The organism is Brachybacterium sp. AOP29-B2-41, from assembly GCF_052378395.1.
In the GTDB taxonomy this organism is placed as follows: domain Bacteria; phylum Actinomycetota; class Actinomycetes; order Actinomycetales; family Dermabacteraceae; genus Brachybacterium.
On sequence record NZ_JBQSXR010000015.1, the window covers coordinates 17,093 to 39,346 of the forward strand.

Sequence of the window (22,254 nt, forward strand, 5' to 3'; positions counted from 1 at the left end):
GCGTTGACGCCGCGACCCGGCTGTGGAAAGCTTCTTCCAACGTTGCAGATCTGGCCGCCGCGCCCCGTGCGCGCACCCGTGCCCCTCCCTCATGAAGGACGCAGACACTGATGTCATCGCAGGTCACCCTCACCATCGACCCCGCCTTCCGGGTCGCCCCCGTGCGCCGCCGCACCTTCGGCGCCTTCGTCGAGCACCTCGGCCGCTGCGTCTACACCGGCATCTTCGAGCCGGACCACCCCGAGGCCGACGAAGACGGCTTCCGCACCGACGTCCTCGCCCTCACCCGCGAGCTCGGCGTGAGCTCCGTGCGCTATCCCGGCGGCAACTTCGTCTCCGGCTACAAGTGGGAGGACGGCGTGGGCCCGGTCGAGGACCGCCCCGCCCGCCACGACCTCGCCTGGCACTCCACCGACCCCAACACCGTGGGCCTGGACGAGTTCATGGCCTGGGCGAAGAAGGCGGAGGTCGAGCCGATGTACGCGATCAACCTCGGCACCCGCGGGGTCGAGGAGGCGCTCGACGTGCTCCAGTACGCGAACGCCCCCCAGGGCATCGCCCTCTCGGACCAGCGCGCCGCCAACGGCCACCCCGAGTCCCACGACATCCGCATGTGGTGCCTGGGCAACGAGATGGACGGCCCCTGGCAGACCGGCCACAAGACCGCCGAGGAGTATGCGCGCGTCGCCACCGAGGCTGCCCGCGCCATGCGCCAGGAGGACCCGAACCTCGAGCTCATCGCCTGCGGCTCCTCGAGCTCCTCGATGGAGACCTTCGCGGCCTGGGAGAGCACGGTCCTCACCGAGGCCTACGACCACGTCGACATGATCTCCGCCCACGCCTACTACGCGGAGAAGGACGGCGACCAGGCCTCCTTCCTCGCCTCGGCGGACGACATGGACCACTTCATCGACGCCGTCGTCGCGACGGCCGATCACGTGCGCGCGAAGCTCAAGAAGGACAAGCGCATCATGGTCAGCTTCGACGAGTGGAACGTCTGGTACCAGCACCGCGCCGAGTCCCGCCCCCCGAGCGGGGACGACTGGCCCGTCGCGCCGGTGCTGCTCGAGGACACCTACAACGCGATGGACGCGGTGGTCTTCGGCAACCTGCTGATCTCCCTGCTGCGCCACAGCGACCGCGTCGCCTCGGCCTCCCTGGCCCAGCTGGTCAACGTGATCGCCCCGATCATGACAGAGCCCGGCGGCGCAGCCTGGAAGCAGACCACCTTCCACCCCTTCGCGCTCACCTCCCAGCACGCCCGGGGCGAGGTGCTCGATGTGCGCCTGGACGCGCCCACCTTCGAGAACGCCCGCTTCGGCACCAGCTCCGCGGCTGACGCCGTCGCGACCTGGGACGAGGAGGACGGCGCGCTGTCCGTGTTCGTCGTCAACCGCGGCACCGCCGAGGAGCTCGCGCTCGACGCGGACCTCTCCTCCTTCGGTGACCTCGAGCTGATCGAGGCCGTGACCCTGCATCACGAGGACCCCTACGCGGCCAACACCCAGGACGCCCCGGACACCGTGGCGCCGCAGGCCAACGACTCGGTGCGCCTCGAGGGTGGCCGCCTGGTCGGCGCGCTGCCAGCGATCTCCTGGTCGCTCGTGCGCCTGGCCCGTCCTTCGGCCTGATCTTCTCGGGGGCCGACGGATCAGCCGGTCCGTCGGCCCCCGCCCATACCCGCTTCCGCACCACTGCCTCAGGAGCACCCATGACCGACTCCGTCCCCACTCTCTCCGCCGACCTCACCTCTGCGCTCACCGCGACCACCCCTGGCTCCCGCGCAAGCGGCTCGACCGGACCGTCGGCCGCCCGCACCGACGGCCCCGCCCGTGTGGTCGTGGACCTCGACCTCCCCGGCGTGACCATCAGCCGCCACCTCTACGGCCATTTCGCCGAGCACCTGGGCCGCTGCATCTACGAGGGCTTCTACGTGGGGGAGGACTCCGAGATCCCGAACACCCGCGGCATCCGCGACGACGTGGTGGCGGCGCTGCGCGCACTGCAGATCCCGAACCTGCGCTGGCCCGGCGGCTGCTTCGCCGACGACTACCACTGGAAGGACGGGATCGGCCCGCGCGAGCAGCGCCCGCAGATGGTGAACTCCCACTGGGGCGACATCGTCGAGGACAACTCCTTCGGCACCCACGAGTTCATGGACCTCGTCGAGCTGCTCGGCACCGAGGCCTACGTCAACGGCAACGTCGGCTCCGGCACCGTGCGCGAGATGAGCGAGTGGATCGAGTACCTCACCCGCGCCGATGACTCGCCGATGGCCTCCCTGCGTCGCGAGAACGGCCGCGACGAGCCGTGGAAGGTGCCCTACTTCGGCATCGGCAACGAGGCCTGGGGCTGCGGCGGCAACATGCGCGCCGAGGACTATGCGGCGCTCGCCCGCCAGTACTCCACCTATGTGCGTGACCATGCGGGCAACGAGGTCACCCGCATCGCCGCTGGTGCCAGCGACCACGACTACGCCTGGACCGAGGCGCTCATGCGCGCGGCGACGAACCTCGAGAAGCGGGAGGGCAAGGCCGGCCCGTATCAGGCGATCTCGATGCACTACTACACGATGTCCGGGCCCTGGCAGGACAAGGGCTCCGCCACCGAGTTCACCGAGGAGGAGTGGTACCGCACCCTCTCCCGCGCCGCCCACGCCGAGGAGCTCGTGGCCCGCCACGCCACGGTGATGGACCATTACGACCCGCACAAGAAGGTGGGCCTGGTCTTCGACGAGTGGGGCACCTGGTGGAACGTGGAGCCCGGCACCAACCCCGGTTTCCTGTACCAGCAGAACACCGTGCGTGACGCGCTCGTGGCGAGCATCCACTTCGACGGCTTCCACCGCCACGCGGACCGCCTGATCATGGCCAACATCGCGCAGACCGTGAACGTGCTGCAGGCGATGATCCTCACCGATCCTGAGACCGGCGCGCTCGTGCTCACCCCGACCTACCACGTGTTCGCGATGAACGCCGGGCACCAGGACGCCCGCGCGCTCGCCGCCCACGTGCTGCTGCCCGAGGAGGTCGCCGAGGTCGACGGCCGCGCGCTGCCGATGCTCTCCGCCTCCGCCTCGACCACGGGGAAGACGGCGCTGATCTCGCTGTCGAACCTCGACCACGCCGAGGAGCGCACCCTGGTGCTGGACCTGCGCGGCCGCTCCGTCACCGGTCACACGGCGACCGTGCTCACGGGCGCGAGCTCCGCCGCGCACAACACGCCCGAGCAGCCCGAGGCGGTCGCCCCGGTCGCGCTCGAGGCGGTGCGCGAGCATGAGCGAGGCCTCGAGATCACCCTGCCGCCGCACTCCTTCGCGACGGTGGAGCTGCAGCTGGGGAGTGACGCCGCGCGGGCCTCCACTGAGCTCCGCCAGACGATGTGACTGACCAGTATCCCCTCTGAGCTGTCGGTATGCGCCCCGCATGCCGACAGCACAGAGGGGATGCTCATGCGTGCGCACGATGGGAGCGCCACGGCCGCTGATTCTGCTGCCGTCGACGGACGGGCAGGAGTCAGGCCGCGACGTGCTCGGCCGACGCCTCCGCGAACTCTGGCTCGGGCTGCTCCGGGGCGCCGCGCTTGATGAACAGCGTGACCACGGCCGCACCGAGGCCGGCGACCGCACCGAGCAGGAAGCAGATCTTGAACGCGGTGACCGTGGGCAGCTCCATGCCGCCCGCGGTCGTCGTGATCGAGGTGAGCACGATCGCCATCACGGCGCCCGCGATCGTCGTCCCCATCGAGCGCATGAGCGCGTTCACGCCCACGCCGGCCCCGGCCTCGGAGGCGGGGGAGTTCTCCATGATCAGCGTCGGCATGGCGGCGTAGGCGATGCCCACGCCGGCAGAGGAGATGCAGGAGGCGAGCATGAGCTGCCACGGCGCCTCGGTGAGGAAAAAGGCGACGAGGTAGCCGCAGGCCAGCACCGTCATGCCGGTGGCCAGGGTGACGCGTCCGCCCAGGCGTGTGAGCATGCGGCTGGAGATCGGGGTGAAGGCCAGCATCATCAGACCGGCCGGAGCCATCCAGAGCCCGGCCTGCAGCATCGTCTGCCCGAGGCCGTAGCCGGTGGAGTCCGGCGCCTGCAGCAGCTGGGGCACGACGATCGACTGCGCCATCATGCCGAAGCCGGCCATGAGCGCCGCGATGTTCGTGAGCAGGATCGGGCGTCGGGCGGAGGTGCGCAGGTCCACCAGGGGATTCTTCTGGCCCACCTCGAAGCGGCCCCACAGCAGCAGCACGACGATGCCGCCGAGGATCGCGCCGAGCGTCGCGGGGCTGGTCCAGCCCCAGTCGTTGCCCTTGGAGACGCCGACCAGCAGGGCGATCACGCCGACCGCCATCCCGAGGGCGCCGATCACGTCGAGCTTTCCGGACTGTGCGGCGGGGCGATGCGGCATCACCACGACGGTGGCGATCACCATGATCACTGCGAGCGCGCTGGCCAGCCAGAACAGGGCATGCCAGTCGTAGGACTGGGCGATCCAGGCGGCGATCGGCAGGCCGAGCGCACCGCCGACACCGAGCGTGGCGCTGATCCCGGCGACGGCGGTGTTGCGCAGGTGCGGAGGCATCACCTCGCGCACGAAGCTGATCGCGACGGGGATGTAGCCCATGGCGAAGCCCTGGAGGGCGCGTCCCACGAGGACAGGGGCCAGGGAGTCCCCGAGCGCACAGATCAGCGAGCCGAGCAGCAGGATCAATGCCGAGATGACCAGCACGGGTTTGCGGCCGTAGAGGTCTGCGAGCTTGCCGGAGACCGGCATGGCGACGCCGCCGGCGAGCAGCGTCGCGGTGATCACCCAGGCAGCGTTGGAGCCGGAGGTGCCGAGCATCTCGGGCAGCGCGGGCTGGATCGGGATCACGAGCGATTGCATGAGCGCGGCGCACAGGCTGGAGAAGCCGGCGACGAGGAGGATCGCGATCGGATGGCGAGCGGTGCCGCGGGACGCCGCGGCGTCGGTGTCTTGGTTCATCAGGACTCTCCGGATCAGGTCGGACAGCAGTTTATGTAAGATACATATCGGGTTGGTATGTAGATTACATAACTACTGTGGGGTGCACAACCGGATGAGAGGGAGGGACTGGGATGGGCGGACGCACCGACGACCGGAGCGCCGACGGCGGGCGCATCGCCGGAGAGAGCATGGCGCGGCACGATCGGGGCCGGCACCTGGCCGGGTTGTTCTGGAAGCTCGATCGGCACCGCCGCGAGCACGAGCAGGCCATGTCGCTGGGAACGGCGGATCTCCGCATCCTCTGGCTGTTCTCCGACAACGCGTCGCGCACGCTCAAGGACGTCGCCCACGAGCTCGGCCTCGAGCAGTCCACGGTCAACCGGCAGATGAACGCCGTGGTCGCCGAGGGCCTGCTGGATCGGAAGCGGGAGGCGGGCGATACCGCCTACCGCTTCGCGCGCACCGCTGCGGGACGCGACGCCTTCGAGGCGGATCTCGCGATCTCACTGAACGGATATGAGGCCGCGCTGGGCGCGATGAGCGAGGAGGACGCGGAGACGTTCCTGCGGCTCATGGATCTCTACCTGGGCGCCTATGGTGCCGCGGTGCCGCGCGGCGACTCGCGCTGAACCACGCGGTCCTGACCCCGTGTACTGCCCAGGCAGTACTCGGCCCGCTCCGATCAGCGGATGCCGCGCCCTGCGGATGCCACCACACTGACAGCACGCGACGAACGCCGCGAGGCGACCCTGAGAGGACCCGGACATGAACCACGAGACGACCCCCTGACCGGCCGGACGACCATCGGGCAATGGCTCGCGAGCCCTGTCGGAGGGCCGCTGCTGCGCGGCCTCCTCGAGCAGGGAGGGATCGATGAATCGAGCCTCGCCCCCGCCCTCGAGCTGCCGCTGCAGAACCTGGTCGAGGCCAGCCGCGGTCGCTTCACGCAGGAGGTGGTCGATCAGCTGGTGCGCGGCGCGAACGACGGCGAGCTGGTCGTCGAGGACGATCCGGCGCTCTCCGCGCAGCGCTTCACCGGTCGCACGGTCGTGGTCACCGGTGCCGCCTCCGGCATCGGCCGGGCAACCGCGCGCAGGGTCCTCGCCGAGGGAGGCCGCGTGATCGCGGTCGACATCGCCGAGGGTGCCCTCGCCGCGCTCGTCGGCGCGCACGCCGAGGGCGCTGTGGTCCCGGTCGTCGCGGACATCACCGCCGCGGAGGGCATCGACGCGATCATCGCCGCGGCCGGCGGCGCCGTGCACGGTCTCGCCAACGTCGCGGGCATCACCGACGGCCACCGCCCGCTCCACGAGACGGACGACGAGGTGTGGGGGCGGGTCATGTCCGTCAACGTCGATGGCCCCTTCCGCCTGATGCGAGCGCTCGTCCCGGGCATGATCGAGGCCGGTGGCGGGGCGATCGTGAACGTCGCCTCCGAGGCCTCCCTGCGGGGGAGCGCCGCGGGCACCGCATACACCGTCTCCAAGCATGCCGTCGTCGGCCTCACCCGCAGTGCCGCGTTCCTGTACGCACCGCACGGGATCCGTGTGAACGCCGTCGCCCCCGGGCCGGTGGCCACCGGGATCGAAGGCCGCTTCGCCTCGGAATTCTCCGAGGCCCGCATCGGACCGTTCCTGCGGATGATCCCGCCGGTCGCCGACGCGGAGACCCTCGCAGCCTCCATCACCTGGATGCTCAGCGACGACGCGCGCAACATCAACGGTGTCGTGCTGCCTTCCGATGGTGGCTGGTCGGTGCAGTGAGCTTCGAGATGCCCAAGGCGGCTGATCGCCGTCCCGAGGACGCGTCGGTCGTCGTCGTCGGAGCGTCAGTCGCCGGGCTCGCGGTGGCCGAGTTCCTGCGGCGCCCCGCGGCGGCCATCACGCTCGTGGAGTGACTCCTGGTGCGGTCGCACCTGGTGTCCCGGTCGTCCTCCGCGTCGAGGTCAGCCGAGTGCGACCGATATGATCCCTGATCATGAACGGCCGATCCTCCAAGGGCGTCACGATCTACGACATCGCCCGCCTCACGAACTTGAGCCCATCGACCGTCTCCCGGGGACTGGGCAAGCCGGGCCGCCTCAACAGCGAGACCGAGCAGCGCATCAAAGATGCGGCACGGATGCTGCAGTACGAGGCGAACCCCACGGCCCGGGCGCTCCATACCGGCAGGACGGGGAGCATCGGCCTGGTGGTCCCGGCGATCAACCATCCGATCTTCGCCGACATCATCCGCGGGGTGGAGAACGCGGCCACGGCCGAAGGACTGACGATCCTCATCGCGGAGACCGGGCATCGTCCCGATCAGGAGCAGGATGTGCTGCAGCGCCTCCCGCCGTCTGTCGACGGACTGGTCCTCGTCTCCGCGAGCGTGGACGAGGAGGCGATCCGGCGCGTGGCCGAGCGCCGTCCCGTCGTGCTCATCAATCGCCACGGGGTGAGCGTGGCGTCCCTCAACCCTGACGTCGACCCGGGGTATCGGGCGGCGGTCGCGCATCTGCACAGACTCGGCCATCGCGACCTCGCCTTCCTCGACGGCCCCCAGGAGACCTGGGTCGGCGCGCAGCGCCGCGCAGCGCTGCGGCGCGCGGCCACGGAGCAGGGGATGAGCGTCGCGGACATCGGCTCCGGTGGGCTCGCCCGCGCGGACGGGGCCGAGAACCTGGAGGCCGTCCGCGGCAGTGGTGCGAGCGCCGTGTTCACGTTCAACGACCTGATCGCGGTCAGCATCCTCCATGCGGCGCACGCCGTCGCCTGCCGCGTCCCGGAGGAGTTCAGCCTGGTCGGGTACGACGACGTCTACGGCGCCGACTTCGTGATCCCGACCCTGTCCACCATCCGTCCGCCGTCCGGGGAGCTGGGTGCCGCGGCCATCGATCGTCTGATCGCCCTGTTCGAGGACGCGCCGCCCGGCGACGCCATGCATCCTGTGACCTTCGTGCCGCGCGATTCCACGGGGCCGTCTCCGCGCTGACTCCGAGGGTCGGCGCGCGATGACCATCGGGCTCCGCCCGGCGTGAAGCCAGCGGGTTCCCTCGCTCCGTGGGGGCCGGCACCACCTGCTCGGCATGCCCCCGGCCATGCCCGGCGTGCTCTCGACGCCCTGCCCTCACTGCGGCGACACCATTCTGCGCTCGATAGCGAGAAGCGATTGCCAAGCAAGGGTGCTGAGGTGACGTTTCTTCGCACCTCCATCTCAACAGGCGTACGGCAGCCCCCGATGTCACGGCCAGGTATCAATCCGGGTCGCATTCTGGCAATCGGTTGACAACGGGGTGATCGACCTGATGGGCTTGTGCTCGACGAGATGCCACAGGGCATGGGCCGGACCGGCCCGCCACCCGTCCATTCAAAGGAGAATGCCCATGACCACAACCCCCCGCACCACGCGCCGGACGGCTCTCGGTCTTGCCGCAGCGGCTCCCGGCCTCGCCCTTCTCGCGGGTTGCAGCGGGAGCGGCGGCGCGGACCCCGCCGGTGAATCCGCCGGCGGGAGCGAGCGGACCTTCGCGATCGCCGTCCAGTCCGGACCGAACTCACTGGATCCCGCCCAGCTCGTCGACGGGCAGCAGATGTTCGTCTGGGCCTCGGTCCTCGACACGCTCCTGACCCGCGATCGCGAGACAGGGGACGTCATCCCGCACGCCGCCGAGAGCTTCGAGCACTCCTCGGACGGCACGATCCTCACCCTCACGCTGCGCGAGGGGATGACGTTCAGCGACGGCTCCCCGGTCGATGCCGCGGCCGTGGCCGCGACCATGGAGCGGACCCGGGCCACGCCCGGACCGGTGCAGGCGAAGTACGACGCGGTCGAGGAGGTCGTCGCCGCCGACGATCTCACCGTCGAGGTGCGCTTCAGCGCCTATGACCCGCAGTTCGTGTACAACCTGACCCTCGGTGCCGGGGCGATCGGGCACCCGCCGACGCTCGACGAGGAGCGCACGGCGACCGATCCCGTCGGGTCCGGCCCCTTCACCTTGGACGTGGCCGCCTCGGTCCCCGGGACCAGCTACGTCCTGAAGAAGCGGGAGGACCACTGGAACGCGGCGGCGCTGCCCGTGTCGACCTTCACGGTCCGCGTGCTCCAGGATGCGACGGCCTCGTTCAACGCGCTGCAGGCCGGCGAGATCGACGCCGCGAGCGTGCGCGCGCAGATGCTGGCGCAGCTCGACCAGGAGACCTTCACGATCTCCGAGATCCCGGCGAGCTCCCTGGTGGTGCTCGACATCCTGGACCGCGGCGGCGAGCAGTGGCCCGCCCTCGGGGATGTCCGGGTGCGACAGGCCCTCAACCACGCGGTCGACCGGGACGACATCGTCACCGGGCTGCTGGGCGGCCAGGGACTGGCCACCCAGCAGGTCTTCGGCCCCGACGGCGAGGTGAACGATCCCGCCCTCGATCAGACCTTTCCCCACGATGCGGCCGCCGCCGCCGGGCTGGTCGAGGAGGCCGGCGCGACCGGGACGGTCTTCCAGATCCCGAGCACCTTCCTGTCCACGCCCTTCGAGCCGGCGCTGTCTCAGGCCTTCCAGGACGCGGGTCTCGAGCTCGAGTGGGTGTCGGTCCCGCCCCAGCAGGCGCAGTCCGCGCATCTCTCCGGCGACTTCCCGCTGTCCGTGCAGATCGTCGGTGTCAACTCCGATCCGGCCGATGCCTTCTATCACTACGCCCAGGGCGGTTTCGGCAATCCCCGGAACTACGTGGATCCAATCCTCGAAGAGGCCTTCACGACCATCAACACGACCGTCGAGTTCGACGATGCCGTAGAGGCCTACCGCACGCTCAACGCGCATGCGGTGCAGGAGGCGCTCGAAGTCCCGCTCGCCTTCACCGGCCAGAGCTGGGCGGCCCGCGACGGCGTGACCGTGGCGACCCGCAGTGGGATCCCTTCCACCATCGGCCTGTTCGACTTCGGGAGCTGATCGCCGATGCCGCACCGTCCACGTCCCCCGCACGAAGGAGCAGCGCCGTGATCGCGTATGTCGTGCGTCGCCTGGCCGCCGGATCAGTCCTCGCACTGCTCATCACTCTGATCGTGTACCTCCTGGTGAGCACCTCGTTCGCGGATCTGGCCCGGACCGTCCTGGGGCAGTCCGCCACGGAGGAGACCACCGCCGCGCTCATGCACGCCCGCGGATGGGACCGGCCGGTGCTTGTCCAGTACGTCGAGTGGCTCGCAGGGGCCGTGCGCGGCGATTTCGGGGTCTCCGTCTTCACTTCCCAGTCCGTGCTCCCGTCGGTCATCCAGCGACTGGCCGTGACCCTGTCCCTGATCGTCCCCGCCCTTGCGATCACGTCCGTGCTGTCGGTGCTGCTGGGCGTGTGGGCGGCCTCCCGCGGCGGGATCATCGACCGCCTCGCCCAGATCATCTCCCTGCTCGGCTTCATCCTGCCGGGACTGCTGCTGGCCATCGGCCTCGTGGTCCTGTTCGGCGTGCGGCTGGGCTGGCTGCCCGCCACCGGCTACGTGCCGTTCGGCGAGAACCCTCTGGGATGGTTGAGAAGCATCGTGATCCCCGTGACGGTCCTGTGCATCGCCGGTGTCGCGAACATGTCGGCCCAGGTGCGCGGCCGGATGATCGACGAGCTGCGCCGCGACTACGTGCGCACCCTGCGCACGCGGGGGATCCCCTACCGCACGATCGTGCTCAAGCACGCCCTGCGCAACGCCGGCAGCCCGGCGCTGACCGTCATGTCGCTGGAGTTCATCCAGATGTTCGGTGCCGCGCTGATCATCGAGAACGTCTTCGCGCTGCCAGGCTTCGGCAGCTATGCCTTCAACGCCACCTTGCAGGGCGACATCCCCGTCATTCTCGGGGTCTCCGCCTTCGGAGTCGTCCTGGTCACCATCGTCAACCTCGCCACCGATATCGCCAACGGCTGGCTGAACCCGAGAGCGAGGGTCCGATGAGCCCCGACAGCCCCCGCACCTCCACCCGGCCCAGCACGCAGGAGATCGTCCTTCCCCGCACGAACGCCTCCGCGCGCACACCGATGTGGCGCAAGATCCTGCGCGACAAGCAGGCCGTGATCACCCTCGCGATCCTGGCGGTGATCTTCGTGCTCGGCGCCCTCACCCCGCTGATCGCCCCGCACGGCCCGAACGAGGCCGACCTCGGGATGGTCAACGCCCCCGTGGGAACGCCGGGCTACCCGCTGGGCGCCGACGAATCCGGCCGCGACATCTTCTCCCGACTGCTGCACTCGATCAACACCGCCGCTGTGTCGGCGCTGATCGGCACGAGCGTCGCCCTCCTGGTCGGTGTCACGGCCGGACTGGTCGGCGGGTACTTCTCCCGGCTGGTCCAGTCGACCACCGAATGGGTGTTCTCGCTGATCATGACCCTCCCGGGCGTTCTGCTGCTGATCATCCTCATGCCGCTGACGGGCGGGGACTACCGCGCCACGATGCTGATCTTCGGCGTGCTGCTGGCCCCGGGCATCTACCGCATCGTCCGCAATCTCGTGCTCGGGGTGAAGAACGAGCTGTACGTCGACGCCGCTCGCGTGTCGGGGCTCGGCACGTTCCGCATCCTCGGCCGCCACGTCCTCTCGGTGGTCCGCGGGCCGATCATCATCGCGGCGGCCTTCATGGCGGGATCGGCGATCAACCTCCAGTCCGGCCTGGCCTTCCTCGGCGTCGGCTCGAAGGAGATCCCGAGCTTCGGCGCGATGATCTCCTCCGGGTTCCGCAACCTCTACATCGCACCGACCCAGTTCCTGTGGCCCAGCCTCCTGCTGGGTGTCATCACCGCCTGCCTGGTCCTGCTGGGCAATTCGCTGCGCGACACCCTCGAGGGCTCCACCCCTGCGGCGCACAAGCTCAGCGCGGGTCAGAAGGTCGCCGCCGATGCCGCCGTCGCGGAGGCCGCAGCGGAGGATTCCGGGGCGATCCTGAGCATCCGCGGCCTCACCATCGCCTACCCGGGAGTGGACGGCACGCTGAAGGAGGTCGTGCGAGGCATCGATCTGACGCTCGCCGCAGGTGATGTGCTGGGCCTGGTGGGGGAGTCGGGGTCGGGGAAGTCCCAGACAGCCTTCTCCACCCTCGGCGTGCTGCCGCCCGAGGCCATCATCACCGCCGGCTCGATCTGCTTCGACGGCACCGAGCTGCTGGGGTTGAACGACCGGCGGATGTCCGCCCTGCGCGGCAGTGCGATCTCCTACATCCCGCAGGAGCCGATGTCGAACCTGGACCCGTCCTATCGGGTCGGCTCGCAGCTCCTCGAGGGCCTGTGCGCAGCGACCTCGCTCAGCAGGGCGCAGGCCCGCGAGCGCGTGCTCGGCCTGCTGGATCGCTGCGGGATCCCCGATCCGCAGCGCACCTTCGACGCCTATCCCCACGAGATCTCGGGAGGCATGGCGCAGCGCGTGCTCATCGCCGGTGCGGTCGCCAGCCGCCCCCGGCTGCTCATCGCCGATGAGCCGACCACCGCACTGGACGTCACCGTCCAGGCGGAGATCCTCGACCTGCTGCGCGACCTGCAGCAGGAGCTCGGCATGGCAATCCTCCTGGTCACCCACGACTTCGGCGTAGTCGCCGATGTCTGTGACCACATCGCGGTGATGCGCACCGGGGAGATCGTGGAGAAGGGGACTGTGGAACAGATCTTCCGGGACCCGCAGCACTCCTACACCCGCATGCTGCTGGGCGCGATCCTCGACGAGGAGACGGTGCGCTCGGATCCGCCGACGCACGAGAACTCCACCGGCGCTGGTGCCGAGGTGCCTGCCGAGAGCGTCATGACCATCACTCACAAGGAGGCCACCTCATGAGCCTGCTGGAGATCGAGGACCTGCGGGTCCAGTACCCCGGTAAGGGGTGGCGCGCGAACCCCGTCGAGGTGCTCCACGGCGTGGACCTCGACGTGGAGGCCGCCCGCACCGTCGGCCTGGTCGGAGAATCCGGATCGGGGAAGACGACGATCGGCCGAGCGGTGCTCGGGCTGGTGCGGCCCTCCGGTGGATCGATCCGCTACGCCGGCCAGGAGATCGCCGGCCTGCGAGGCCGAGCCCGCCGCGGGCTCGCCAGCCAGATCCAGGTGGTGTTCCAGGACCCGTACACCTCGCTGAACCCCTCGATGACGATTGGCGACATCCTCGCCGAACCGCTCGTCGTCCACGGGGCGACGGGCCACGACGCCCGCGCGCGGGTGCGCAGCCTGCTGGATCAGGTGCAGCTTCCCGTCGATGCCATCGACCGTCTGCCTCGGGAGTTCTCCGGCGGTCAGCGCCAGCGCGTCGCCATCGCTCGGGCGCTGGCACCCGGGCCGAAGCTGATCGTGTGCGACGAGCCCGTCTCCGCGCTGGATCTGTCCACCCAGGCGCACGTGCTCGAGCTGCTCATCGACATCCAGCGGGAGACCGGCGTGGCATACCTCTTCGTCTCCCACGACCTGGCCGTCGTGCGCCACATCAGCCATCGGGTCGCCGTGCTCTACCGCGGCGACATGGTGGAGAGCGGGGACGCCGCCACGGTCACCTCGGCTCCCGAGCACCCCTACACCGAGCGCCTGCTCCTCGCCGCCCCCGTCGCCGATCCCGCGGCCCAGCGCGAGCGCCGCGAGAAGCGACGTCGGCTGTTGGACGCGACCGCATGATCCGACGAACCCCTGACATCCCACGCACCACGACGACCTCCAGGAGACGACCATGACCGCTCTGACCGCCTTCCCCCACGGCTTCCTCTGGGGAGCCTCCACCGCCGGCCACCAGATCGAGGGTGGCAACATCAACTCCGACTGGTGGCACAAGGAGCAGAGCACCCCGGGGATGGAGCTCTCCCTCGACGCCTGCGACAGCTACCACCGCTTCGAGGAGGACGTGGCGCTCCTGGCCGACGCCGGCCTCGACAGTTACCGCTTCAGCCTCGAATGGTCCCGCATCGAGCCGATCCCCGGGCACATCTCGCGAGCGGCGCTGCACCACTACCGACGCGTCATCGACGCCTGCCTCGCACGGCACGTGACTCCCGTGGTGACCCTGCAGCACTTCACGACCCCGCACTGGTTCGCCGAGGCAGGCGGATGGGCCGCGCCCGAGGCCGAGGAGCGCTTCGTGCGGTACGTGACGGCGACGACGAGCATCCTCGAGGGCGTCGAGTGGGTCGCCACGATGAACGAGCCGAACATGCAGGCCGCCATCATGACGGCGATGGCGAGGATGGTCGCTGGCGCCGACGGCGAGTGGATCAGCCCCACCGTGGAGCGCGAGATGAGCGAGGAGGAGCGCCACCGCGCCTCCCGCAATGTGATCGCCTATGCCGATCCGGAGATCGGCCGACGGCTGGTCGGCATCCATCACGCGGCCCGTGAGGTGCTGCGAGACCGGACCGACGCCAAGGTCGGCTGGACCATCGCGGCCGGTGCCCTCACTGCGGCCCCGGGCGGCGAGGAGAAGCTCCTCGAGGTCCGCTACGGCAAGGAGGACGTGTTCTGGGAGGGCAGCCGCGGGGATGACTGGGCCGGCGTCCAGGCCTATTCGAGCCAGCAGGTCGACGAGCACGGCCCCGTGCCCCACGTCGCACATCCCGACAGCACCCTCGTGGGCACCCCGTACCGCCCCGACTCGCTCGAGATCGCCGTGCGGCACGCCGCCGAGATGACCGGTGGCGTGCCCCTGCTCATCACCGAGAACGGGATCGCGACGGCCGATGATGCGCAGCGGATCCGCTACACCCGCGAGGCCCTCGAGGGACTGCACGCCGCGATCGCTGACGGCATCGATGTGCGCGGCTACCTGCACTGGTCCCTGCTGGACAACTACGAGTGGGGCCACTGGGCGCCCACCTTCGGCCTCATCGCCGTGGACCGCGAGACCTTCGTGCGCACCCCGAAGCCGAGCCTCGCCTGGCTCGGCGAGGTCGCGCACCGCAACGCCCTGGACTGACCCGTCGGCAGGGTCCGCCCCGCTCCACCGCGGAGCGCGGGGCCTGCCGCCGAGCCCGCCCCCACACCTACGGAAGGATCCCCTTGCTCAAGCCCCGCCCCACCCCGACCCGCGAGGTCATCAGCCTTGACGGCGTCTGGGCCTTCGCCCTCGACAGCCGCCTCGACGACCAGCCCTGGACCGGCCGGCTCGACACCCCGCTGGAGGCGGCCGTGCCTGCCAGCTACAACGATCTCTTCACCGATCCCGACATCCGCGACCACGTGGGCTGGGTCTACTACCAGCGCACCGTGCAGGTGCCTCGCGGATGGGCGGGGGAGCGGATCCTCCTGCGCTTCGCGGCCGCCACCCACGCCGCACGCGTCTACGTGGACGAGCAGCTCGCCGGGGAGCACGTGGGCGGGTACACGCCCTTCGACGTGGACCTCACCGACCTGGTCGCCGCGGGCGGCGCCTTCCGCCTCACCGTCGCCGTCAGCGGCGACCTCAGCAACGAGACGATCCCGCCCGGCAAGATCGAGGTCGGCTTCGGCGGGAAGAAGAAGCAGACCTACTTCCACGACTTCTACAACTACGCCGGCCTCGCGCGCTCGGTGAGTCTGCACAGCATGCCGCGGCGGCATATCCAGGACGTCGTGATCCGCACCGACCTGGACGGCACCACCGGCATCGTCCACTACGAGGTCGCAGTGGCCGGAGAGGGCGCCGACCGTGCCGCGGTGCGGGTGCGCCTCGCCGATGCTGACGGGACCCCCCTGGCCGAGTCCGCAGGTGCGATCGGGGAGATCGTGATCCCCGAGGTCACGCCCTGGCGGCCCGGTGCGGCCCACCTGTACGAGCTCACCGCAGAGCTGACCGACGGATCGGCCGGCGGGACGGCCGAGGAGAGCGCGGCGACCGACAGCATCACGCTCCCCGTCGGGGTGCGCACCGTCGAGGTGCGCGGTGCCGAGTTCCTCATCAACGGCGAGCCCTTCTACTTCACCGGCTTCGGCAAGCACGAGGACACCCCGGTGCGCGGCAAGGGGCATGACGACGCCTATCTCGTCCACGACATGCAGCTGCTGGACTGGATCGGCGCGAACTCCTTCCGCACCTCCCATTACCCCTACGCCGAGGAGGTGCTCGAGTTCGCCGACCGCCACGGCATCGTGGTCATCGACGAGACCGCCGCCGTGGGTCTGAACATGGGGGTCGTCGGCGGTATGGCGGGCAAGCCCCCGTTCCCCACGTTCTCCGAGCAGTTCGCGAACGAGCGCACCCATGCGGCGCACATGCAACACCTGCGCGAGCTCATCGAACGCGACCGGAACCACCCCAGCGTGGTCATGTGGAGCATCGCCAACGAGCCCGCCTCGAACGAGGAGGGAGCCCTCGAGTACTTCGAGCCGCTGTTCTCCCTGGCCCGCGAGCTCGACCCCACCCGCCCGCTCACCTACGCGATCGTCATGTTCGCGAACACGACCAATGACAAGATCATCGATCTCGCCGACGTGGTCAGCCTGAACCGCTACTACGGCTGGTACGTGGCCACCGGCGATCTGGCGCTCGCCGAGTCCTACCTCGAGCGGGACCTGCGCAGCTGGGTCGAGCGCACCGGCAAGCCCGTCATGATGAGCGAGTACGGGGCGGATACCCAGCCCGGTCTGCACTCGGTGTGGGACCAGGCCTGGACGGAGGAGTACCAGCGCGACTACCTCGCGATGAACCACCGCGTCTTCGACCGCTTCCCCGAGTTCGTCGGCGAGCAGGTCTGGAACTTCGCGGACTTCGCCACCTCCAACGGGATCCATCGGGTCGACGGCAACAAGAAGGGCGTCTTCACCCGTGACCGCCGCCCCAAGAGCGCGGCCTTCTCCCTGCGGGACCGCTGGCGCGGCCTGGGCGGTCGCAAGCCCGGGAGCCGGAAGTGAGGTCCGACGGCACCGGCCTCTCGCACCCCGGTCGCCTGCCGATGTCGAGCCTGCGGCGCCCGCTGGACGTCGTGCTGGACGGGGAGTGGGAGTTCGCGCTCGTGCCCTCGATCGACGCGCTCGCGCACGCGGAATGGGGGACGATCCAGGTCCCGGGGCTGTGGACGATGACCTCTCCGCAGGACCCTGCGCGCTACACGAACGTGCCGATGCCTTTCGACGAGGTGCCGCCGCACATCCCGGAGGACAATCCGATCGGCGTCCACCGGCGCACGGTCGAGCTCGGTGAGCACGACGGCCGTGTGCTGCTCCACATCGGGGCGGCGGAGGGGCACCTGCGGGCCGTCGTCAACGGCGAGCTCGTCGGCACGAGCGGCGACTCCCACCTCGCCGCGGAGTTCGATATCACCGACCAGGTCCGTCCCGGCACCAACGAGGTCGAGCTGCACGTCGCGAAGTGGTCCGCCGCCGCGTATCTCGAGGACCAGGACCAGTGGTGGCACTCCGGGATCTCCCGCTCCGTCGGGCTGATGCTGGTCCCGGCGGTGCACCTCACCGACCTGCGCGTCGTGGCCGATCTCGACCCCACAACGGGCACGGGCCGCCTCGACCTGGTGGCCTGGGCCGACGCGCTCGCGGGGGAGACTGATCCCGGCCACGAGATCGTGGTCTCCCTGCTCGGCAGGCAGCACGTCGCCGAGATCACCGGCCGCATGCCGGCGCCGACGATGCCACCGCCCTCGCGCGATCGCTCCTCGCGGCCGGCCCCGCGGTTCCCCGAGGACGCGATGGACATGCTCTCGATCAACGCCGCGGGCGGCGCCGTCCCCCCGGAGCTGCGCGCCCTCCCCGACGCCGCGGCGATCGTCGGCCATCGCCCCTCGTCCCCGGCGGGTACGGCGCGGATCGTCCTCGAGGACCTCGACGTCGCGCCGTGGACGGCGGAGACCCCGGCGCTCCATGACCTCGATGTCGAGCTGCGCGATGCCTCGGGCAGCGTCGTCGACCGCACCCGCCTGCGGATCGGGTTCCGGCGGGTGGAGATCGTCGGCACGGATCTGCTCGTCAACGGACAGCGGATCCTCATCCAGGGAGTCGCCCGCCACGACACCGATCCGGTGCACGGGCGGGTCATGAGCCGCGAACGACTCTCCGCAGAGCTCTCCCTGCTCAAGCGCCACAACGTCAACGCGATCCGCGCTGCGCACTACCCCAACGATCCCGTCCTGCTCGACCTGTGCGACGAGTACGGCCTCTACGTCGTCGACGAGGCGGACGTCGAGGGCCACGCCTTCGCCTCGACCCTCGCCGATGACCCCCGATATCTCACCGAGATCGTCGACCGGATCGCCCGGATGGTCCGCCGGGATCGCAATCACGCCTGTGTGATCATGTGGTCCCTCGGCAACGAGACCGGGCACGGGGCGGCGCACGACGCGGCCGCCGCCTGGGTGCGCCGCGCCGACCCCACCCGGCCCGTGCACTACGAGGGGGCGATCGCCGCGGACTGGCACGACGGTCATGCGGCATCGGACGTCGTCTGTCCGATGTACCCGTCCTTCGCGGCGCTCGAGGCGTACGCGCGCGATCCACGCGCGGACCGGCCCGTCATCCTGTGCGAGTACGCCTACTCACAAGGGAACTCGACCGGGGGTCTGGTCGAGTACTGGCGGCTGTTCGAGACCCTGCCCTCTCTCCAGGGCGGCTTCATCTGGCAGTTCGCCGACCACGCCCTCGACCCCGAGGGCGACGGCCGACTGCGCTACGGCGGAGACCTCGGCGACCAGACGCATCCCGTGGCCACCATGCTCAACGGCATCGTCTTCCCCGACCTCACCCCGCAGCCCGCGCTGCTCGAGGCACGAGGGATCTTCAGCCCACTGCGGATCGTCTCCGATGCGGCGCTCGCCGCCGCCGGCCGCGTGAGCATCCGCAACCGGCAGGCCTTCGCCGACCTCTCCGCGCTCCGCGTCGAAGCACAGGTCGACGGCGTGGACGGCCCCGTCGTCGCGGTCGAGGTCGACCTGCCGACCGTTCCTGCCGGGGCTACCATCACACTCGCCCTGCCGCCGGAGATCGTGCGCGCGGTACACGCCCCCGACGCGCTCGCCCTCACCCTGCGCGGCGCCACCATGGCCGATGCGCCCTGGGCTTCGGCCGGAACCGCACTGGTCATCGAGCAGATCTGCCTGCCGCCCACGATGTCCGTGATGCCGCGCCCGCGTCATGCGCCGACCCTGGACGAGCGGGGAGACATCGTCCACCCGCTCCTGGAGAGCCCGCCCCGGCTCTCGCTGTGGCGCGCCCTGACCGACAACGACATGGCCTTCGCCCTCGACCAGCGCTTCGTCCGCTCCGGATTCTTCCGGCTCGACGTCGAGGACGTGCGCATCCAGCACGAGGGCGGGATCGCGCTCATCGAGACCGACTATCGCACCGCCTTCGGCGACCTGGTCGTCCACCGTCGGCGCGCGGGCGAGGTGGCCGCAGGCGACTACCTCCTGGACGAGGAGGTGATCCTGCCCGAAGGGACCCGCGACGGTTTGCGGGTCGGGATGGAGCTCGTGCTGCCCACCGGATTCGAGGACACGTCGTGGGTGGGTCTGGGCCCCTGGGAGAACTACCCCGATCGCCGTTCCGCCGCGCTGCTGGGACGGTGGGAGCAGAGCGTGGACTCCTGGGCCGTGCCGTACCTGCGGCCGCAGTCCAACGGCACCCGCGGCGAGGTCACCCGGCTCGAGATCACCGGTCCCACCGGCACCGTCCTCGCCCGTGCGCCGCGAGGGCTGCATGCCACGCTCTCGCGGCACAGCTCCGAGGAGCTCGAGAGCGTCGACCACTGGTGGGAGCTGCCCGAGAGCACCGTGACGCACGTCCACCTCGATATCGCGCACCGAGGGGTCGGCACCGGCCTGCTCGGCCCCGACACCCGACCACCGCACCGCCTCGTCGGCTCCCACCATGCCTGGAGCTGGCGCCTCACCCTCGACCCCACGACAGGACAGACCTCATGACCGCAACGGACACCCTCCGTACCTCGCAGCAGCGGGCCAGCGAACTGCTCTCGCGGATGAAGCCCTCGGAGAAGGCCGCCCAGCTGGTGGGCGTCCTGCCGCACGCCCTCGGTGCCCCCCAGGTCACCACCGCCTCCCTCGGCGCTCATCTGGGCCACGGAATCGGCCACCTCTGCGGCGTCGGCACTGCCGCCGGTGACGCCGCCGGGTTCGCCCGCCTGAACAACCAGGTGCAGACCTACCTGCGCGACCACACGCGACTGGGGATCCCGGCGATCCTCCACAACGAGGCGCTCAACGGCGTGCAGGGCGAGGCCTTCACCTCCTTCCCGACGGCGATCGGCCTCGCCGGCACCTGGGACCCCGACGCGATCGGCGAGATGGCCGATCTGATCCGCCGCCAGCTGCGCGCGACCGGTGTGCGCCAGGCCCTCGCGCCCGTGCTCGACGTGGCCCGCGACGCCCGCTGGGGCCGGGTGCATGAGACCTACGGCGAGGACGTCCTGCTCGCCTCCGCCTTCGGCGTCGCCTTCGTCCGGGGGCTGCAGGGGGAGGACCTGCGCGAGGGCGTCATCGCCACCGCCAAGCACTTCCTCGGCTACGGCTGGAGCGAGAGCGGGCAGAACATGGCAGCCACGCACCTGGGCCCGCGGGAGCTTCGCGACGTGCACGCCGCGCCCTTCGAGGCGGCGATCCGCATGGCCGGTCTGCACAGCGTCATGAACAGCTACTCCGAGATCGACGGCGCCCCCGTGGCGATCTCCCGCGAGATCCTCACCGACCTGCTGCGCGGCGAGCTCGGCTTCGAGGGCACGGTCGTCTCCGACTACCGCAGCCTGTTCTACGTGGTCGAGCGCCAGCTGATGGGAGACCGCGACACCGTCGCCGACGCCGGCCTGCGCGCCGGCCTCGACATCGAGCTGCCCGCGCCCTACGCCTACGGTCCGGAGCTCGCCGCCCGACTCGAGCGCGGGGAGGCGAGCATGGCCGACGTCGACACCGCGGTGCACCGCACCCTCACCCACAAGTTCGCCCTGGGCCTGTTCGAGGACCCCTTCGTCGACGAGGACCCGGTGCGACTGAGGACTCTGGCCACGAGCGGGAAGGACCTCTCCCGCCGGATCACGGACGAGGCGATCACTCTGCTCCGCAATGACCGGGGCACGCTCCCGCTCGATGCGGGCATCGGCTCCGTCGCCGTGATCGGCCCCCACGCCGACACCGTCATGTCCGGCTTCGCCAACTACACCCACCCGGCCTTCCAGGAGACCCTGCGCGGCATGCTCACCGGGAAGTCCCGCATGGCCGGGATGGAGAAGGCCATGTCGGATCCGGACCCCGCGACGCAGGCGAAGATGACGGCGAAACTGGAGGCGATGGCAGCGCTCGACCCGGAACGAATCGCCCGCGAGACCCTCGACGCCATCTCCCTCGCCGAGGCGCTGCGCGAAGCGCTCCCCGGCGCCGACGTCGTCACCGCGGCGGGCACCGGTGTGCTGGACGACGAGCCCGCGGACATCCCCGCCGCGGTGGAGGCCGCTCACGACGCCGAGGTGATCATCGCGGCCATCGGGGGGCGCTCGGCCGCCTTCGCCGGCCGCGCCACCGAGGGCGAGGGCTCGGACGGCGCGACCCTGCAGCTGCCCGCGCAGCAGATGGAGCTGATCCGGGAGCTCGCCGCGCTCGGGAAGCCGATGGTCGCGGTGCTGTACATGGGCAAGCCCTACGATCTGGGCCCGATCGAACCGCTGGTGGACGCGATCCTCACCGGCTACATCCCCGGCCCCGCGGGCGGCGAGGCCCTCGCGGATGCACTCCTCGGGAGGATCTGCCCCTCGGGGAAGCTGCCCTTCACGATCCCTCGGCACGTGGGCCAGGTCCCGATCCACCACGCGCAGAAACCCGGCAGCGGCCAGCGCCGCACGGAGGCTGACCAGTTCACCGGGTACGTGGACCTCGAGAACACCCCGCGCTACCCCTTCGGGCACGGGCTCTCCTACACCCGCTTCGCGCTGTCGGACCTCACGATCGACGGTCCCGGATCCACCTCCGGGACCGTCCACGTCGAGACGACCGTCACCAACGAAGGCGAGCGTGAGGGCACCGAAGTGGTGCAGGTCTATGTCTCCGCCCCCGCAGTCGGCGTCACCCGCCCGGAGCGCCAGCTCGCCGCCTTCGCCCGCGTGCCGCTCGCGCCCGGCACCTCCGCGCGCGTGCGCTGGGAGATCGACATGGACCAGCTCGGATGCACGAGCACCCACGGCCGCTTCGCGGTGGAGCCCGGCGAGTACGGCGTGCGCTGCGGGACCTCCTCCGAGGACCTCCCGCTGCGGGGAGACTTCCGCGTGATGGGGCACCGGCACGTTGTCGCGGCACCGCACTCCACCCTCCCGCGTACGACGATCACCGCGGTCGGATGACGCAGGACGGTCTTACCGCATGATCCCCCAGCTCAGCGAACCGACAGGATGAACCCGTC

The 22,254-nt window shown here is 70.3% G+C and carries 15 protein-coding genes; 14 read left to right on the top strand and 1 reads right to left on the bottom strand.

The window, feature by feature from the left end; translation table 11 throughout:
* Positions 1-110 precede the first annotated feature (110 nt).
* Together arfA and ACT3T9_RS14060 are read left to right on the top strand one after the other, a co-directional pair.
* On the top strand, positions 111-1,631 hold the full coding sequence (gene arfA / locus ACT3T9_RS14055) for an arabinosylfuranosidase ArfA (protein WP_444606812.1): 1,521 nt from the start codon (positions 111-113) through the stop codon (positions 1,629-1,631).
* A gap of 80 nt (positions 1,632-1,711) precedes the next feature.
* Complete coding sequence (locus ACT3T9_RS14060; RefSeq protein ID WP_444606813.1) at positions 1,712-3,385, top strand: alpha-N-arabinofuranosidase; 1,674 nt, start codon at positions 1,712-1,714, stop codon at positions 3,383-3,385.
* Positions 3,386-3,515: 130 nt separating this feature from the next.
* Here ACT3T9_RS14060 and ACT3T9_RS14065 read toward each other — a convergent pair whose 3' ends face one another.
* Positions 3,516-4,979: an MFS transporter gene (locus ACT3T9_RS14065; RefSeq protein WP_444606814.1), complete on the bottom strand. Its 1,464-nt coding sequence runs from the start codon at positions 4,977-4,979 to the stop codon at positions 3,516-3,518.
* A gap of 113 nt (positions 4,980-5,092) precedes the next feature.
* On the opposite strand from ACT3T9_RS14065, the gene ACT3T9_RS14070 reads away from it, so the two are divergent.
* The 12 genes from ACT3T9_RS14070 (at position 5,093) to ACT3T9_RS14125 (ending at position 22,195) form a co-directional block, all read left to right on the top strand.
* Positions 5,093-5,590 (top strand): MarR family winged helix-turn-helix transcriptional regulator, encoded by a 498-nt coding sequence (locus tag ACT3T9_RS14070; protein ID WP_444606815.1) that lies wholly within the window; start codon positions 5,093-5,095, stop codon positions 5,588-5,590.
* A gap of 60 nt (positions 5,591-5,650) precedes the next feature.
* Positions 5,651-6,724: an SDR family NAD(P)-dependent oxidoreductase gene (locus tag ACT3T9_RS14075; protein WP_444606816.1), complete on the top strand. Its 1,074-nt coding sequence runs from the start codon at positions 5,651-5,653 to the stop codon at positions 6,722-6,724.
* Between the two features lie 8 nt (positions 6,725-6,732).
* Positions 6,733-6,858 (top strand): hypothetical protein, encoded by a 126-nt coding sequence (locus ACT3T9_RS14080; protein WP_444606817.1) that lies wholly within the window; start codon positions 6,733-6,735, stop codon positions 6,856-6,858.
* 80 nt (positions 6,859-6,938) lie between these two features.
* Positions 6,939-7,934: a LacI family DNA-binding transcriptional regulator gene (locus tag ACT3T9_RS14085; RefSeq protein WP_444606818.1), complete on the top strand. Its 996-nt coding sequence runs from the start codon at positions 6,939-6,941 to the stop codon at positions 7,932-7,934.
* 391 nt (positions 7,935-8,325) lie between these two features.
* A complete protein-coding gene (locus ACT3T9_RS14090; protein WP_444606819.1) occupies positions 8,326-9,882 on the top strand; it encodes an ABC transporter substrate-binding protein in 1,557 nt (518 codons plus the stop codon).
* A gap of 47 nt (positions 9,883-9,929) precedes the next feature.
* Positions 9,930-10,871, top strand: coding sequence for an ABC transporter permease (locus ACT3T9_RS14095; RefSeq protein ID WP_444606820.1), 942 nt, complete (start codon positions 9,930-9,932; stop codon positions 10,869-10,871).
* Positions 10,868-12,736 (top strand): ATP-binding cassette domain-containing protein, encoded by a 1,869-nt coding sequence (locus ACT3T9_RS14100; RefSeq protein WP_444606821.1) that lies wholly within the window; start codon positions 10,868-10,870, stop codon positions 12,734-12,736. Before ACT3T9_RS14095 ends, ACT3T9_RS14100 begins: the two co-directional genes overlap by 4 nt.
* Positions 12,733-13,560 carry an ATP-binding cassette domain-containing protein gene (locus ACT3T9_RS14105; protein ID WP_444606822.1) on the top strand — a complete coding sequence of 276 codons (828 nt, stop codon included), beginning with the start codon at positions 12,733-12,735 and terminating at the stop codon, positions 13,558-13,560. The genes ACT3T9_RS14100 and ACT3T9_RS14105 overlap by 4 nt, the downstream gene beginning before the upstream one ends.
* 52 nt (positions 13,561-13,612) lie before the next feature.
* Positions 13,613-14,848: a glycoside hydrolase family 1 protein gene (locus ACT3T9_RS14110; protein ID WP_444606823.1), complete on the top strand. Its 1,236-nt coding sequence runs from the start codon at positions 13,613-13,615 to the stop codon at positions 14,846-14,848.
* Between the two features lie 83 nt (positions 14,849-14,931).
* Positions 14,932-16,761: a beta-glucuronidase gene (uidA, locus tag ACT3T9_RS14115; protein ID WP_444606824.1), complete on the top strand. Its 1,830-nt coding sequence runs from the start codon at positions 14,932-14,934 to the stop codon at positions 16,759-16,761.
* Complete coding sequence (locus ACT3T9_RS14120; protein WP_444606825.1) at positions 16,758-19,775, top strand: glycoside hydrolase family 2 TIM barrel-domain containing protein; 3,018 nt, start codon at positions 16,758-16,760, stop codon at positions 19,773-19,775. Before uidA ends, ACT3T9_RS14120 begins: the two co-directional genes overlap by 4 nt.
* On the top strand, positions 19,772-22,195 hold the full coding sequence (locus tag ACT3T9_RS14125; protein ID WP_444606826.1) for a glycoside hydrolase family 3 N-terminal domain-containing protein: 2,424 nt from the start codon (positions 19,772-19,774) through the stop codon (positions 22,193-22,195). The genes ACT3T9_RS14120 and ACT3T9_RS14125 overlap by 4 nt, the downstream gene beginning before the upstream one ends.
* Positions 22,196-22,254: the final 59 nt, after the last annotated feature.

Excerpts from the sequence above, each read along its gene's own strand:
- ACT3T9_RS14075 (WP_444606816.1), top strand. The coding sequence starts at position 5,651 with ATGCCGCGCCCTGCGGATGCCACCACACTGACAGCACGCGACGAACGC.
- ACT3T9_RS14060 (WP_444606813.1), top strand. The coding sequence starts at position 1,712 with ATGACCGACTCCGTCCCCACTCTCTCCGCCGACCTCACCTCTGCGCTC.
- ACT3T9_RS14125 (WP_444606826.1), top strand. The coding sequence starts at position 19,772 with ATGACCGCAACGGACACCCTCCGTACCTCGCAGCAGCGGGCCAGCGAA.
- ACT3T9_RS14065 (WP_444606814.1), bottom strand. The coding sequence starts at position 4,979 with ATGAACCAAGACACCGACGCCGCGGCGTCCCGCGGCACCGCTCGCCAT.
- ACT3T9_RS14080 (WP_444606817.1), top strand. The coding sequence starts at position 6,733 with ATGCCCAAGGCGGCTGATCGCCGTCCCGAGGACGCGTCGGTCGTCGTC.
- ACT3T9_RS14085 (WP_444606818.1), top strand. The coding sequence starts at position 6,939 with ATGAACGGCCGATCCTCCAAGGGCGTCACGATCTACGACATCGCCCGC.
- ACT3T9_RS14100 (WP_444606821.1), top strand. The coding sequence starts at position 10,868 with ATGAGCCCCGACAGCCCCCGCACCTCCACCCGGCCCAGCACGCAGGAG.
- arfA (WP_444606812.1), top strand. The coding sequence starts at position 111 with ATGTCATCGCAGGTCACCCTCACCATCGACCCCGCCTTCCGGGTCGCC.
- ACT3T9_RS14105 (WP_444606822.1), top strand. The coding sequence starts at position 12,733 with ATGAGCCTGCTGGAGATCGAGGACCTGCGGGTCCAGTACCCCGGTAAG.
- ACT3T9_RS14090 (WP_444606819.1), top strand. The coding sequence starts at position 8,326 with ATGACCACAACCCCCCGCACCACGCGCCGGACGGCTCTCGGTCTTGCC.
- ACT3T9_RS14110 (WP_444606823.1), top strand. The coding sequence starts at position 13,613 with ATGACCGCTCTGACCGCCTTCCCCCACGGCTTCCTCTGGGGAGCCTCC.
- ACT3T9_RS14070 (WP_444606815.1), top strand. The coding sequence starts at position 5,093 with ATGGGCGGACGCACCGACGACCGGAGCGCCGACGGCGGGCGCATCGCC.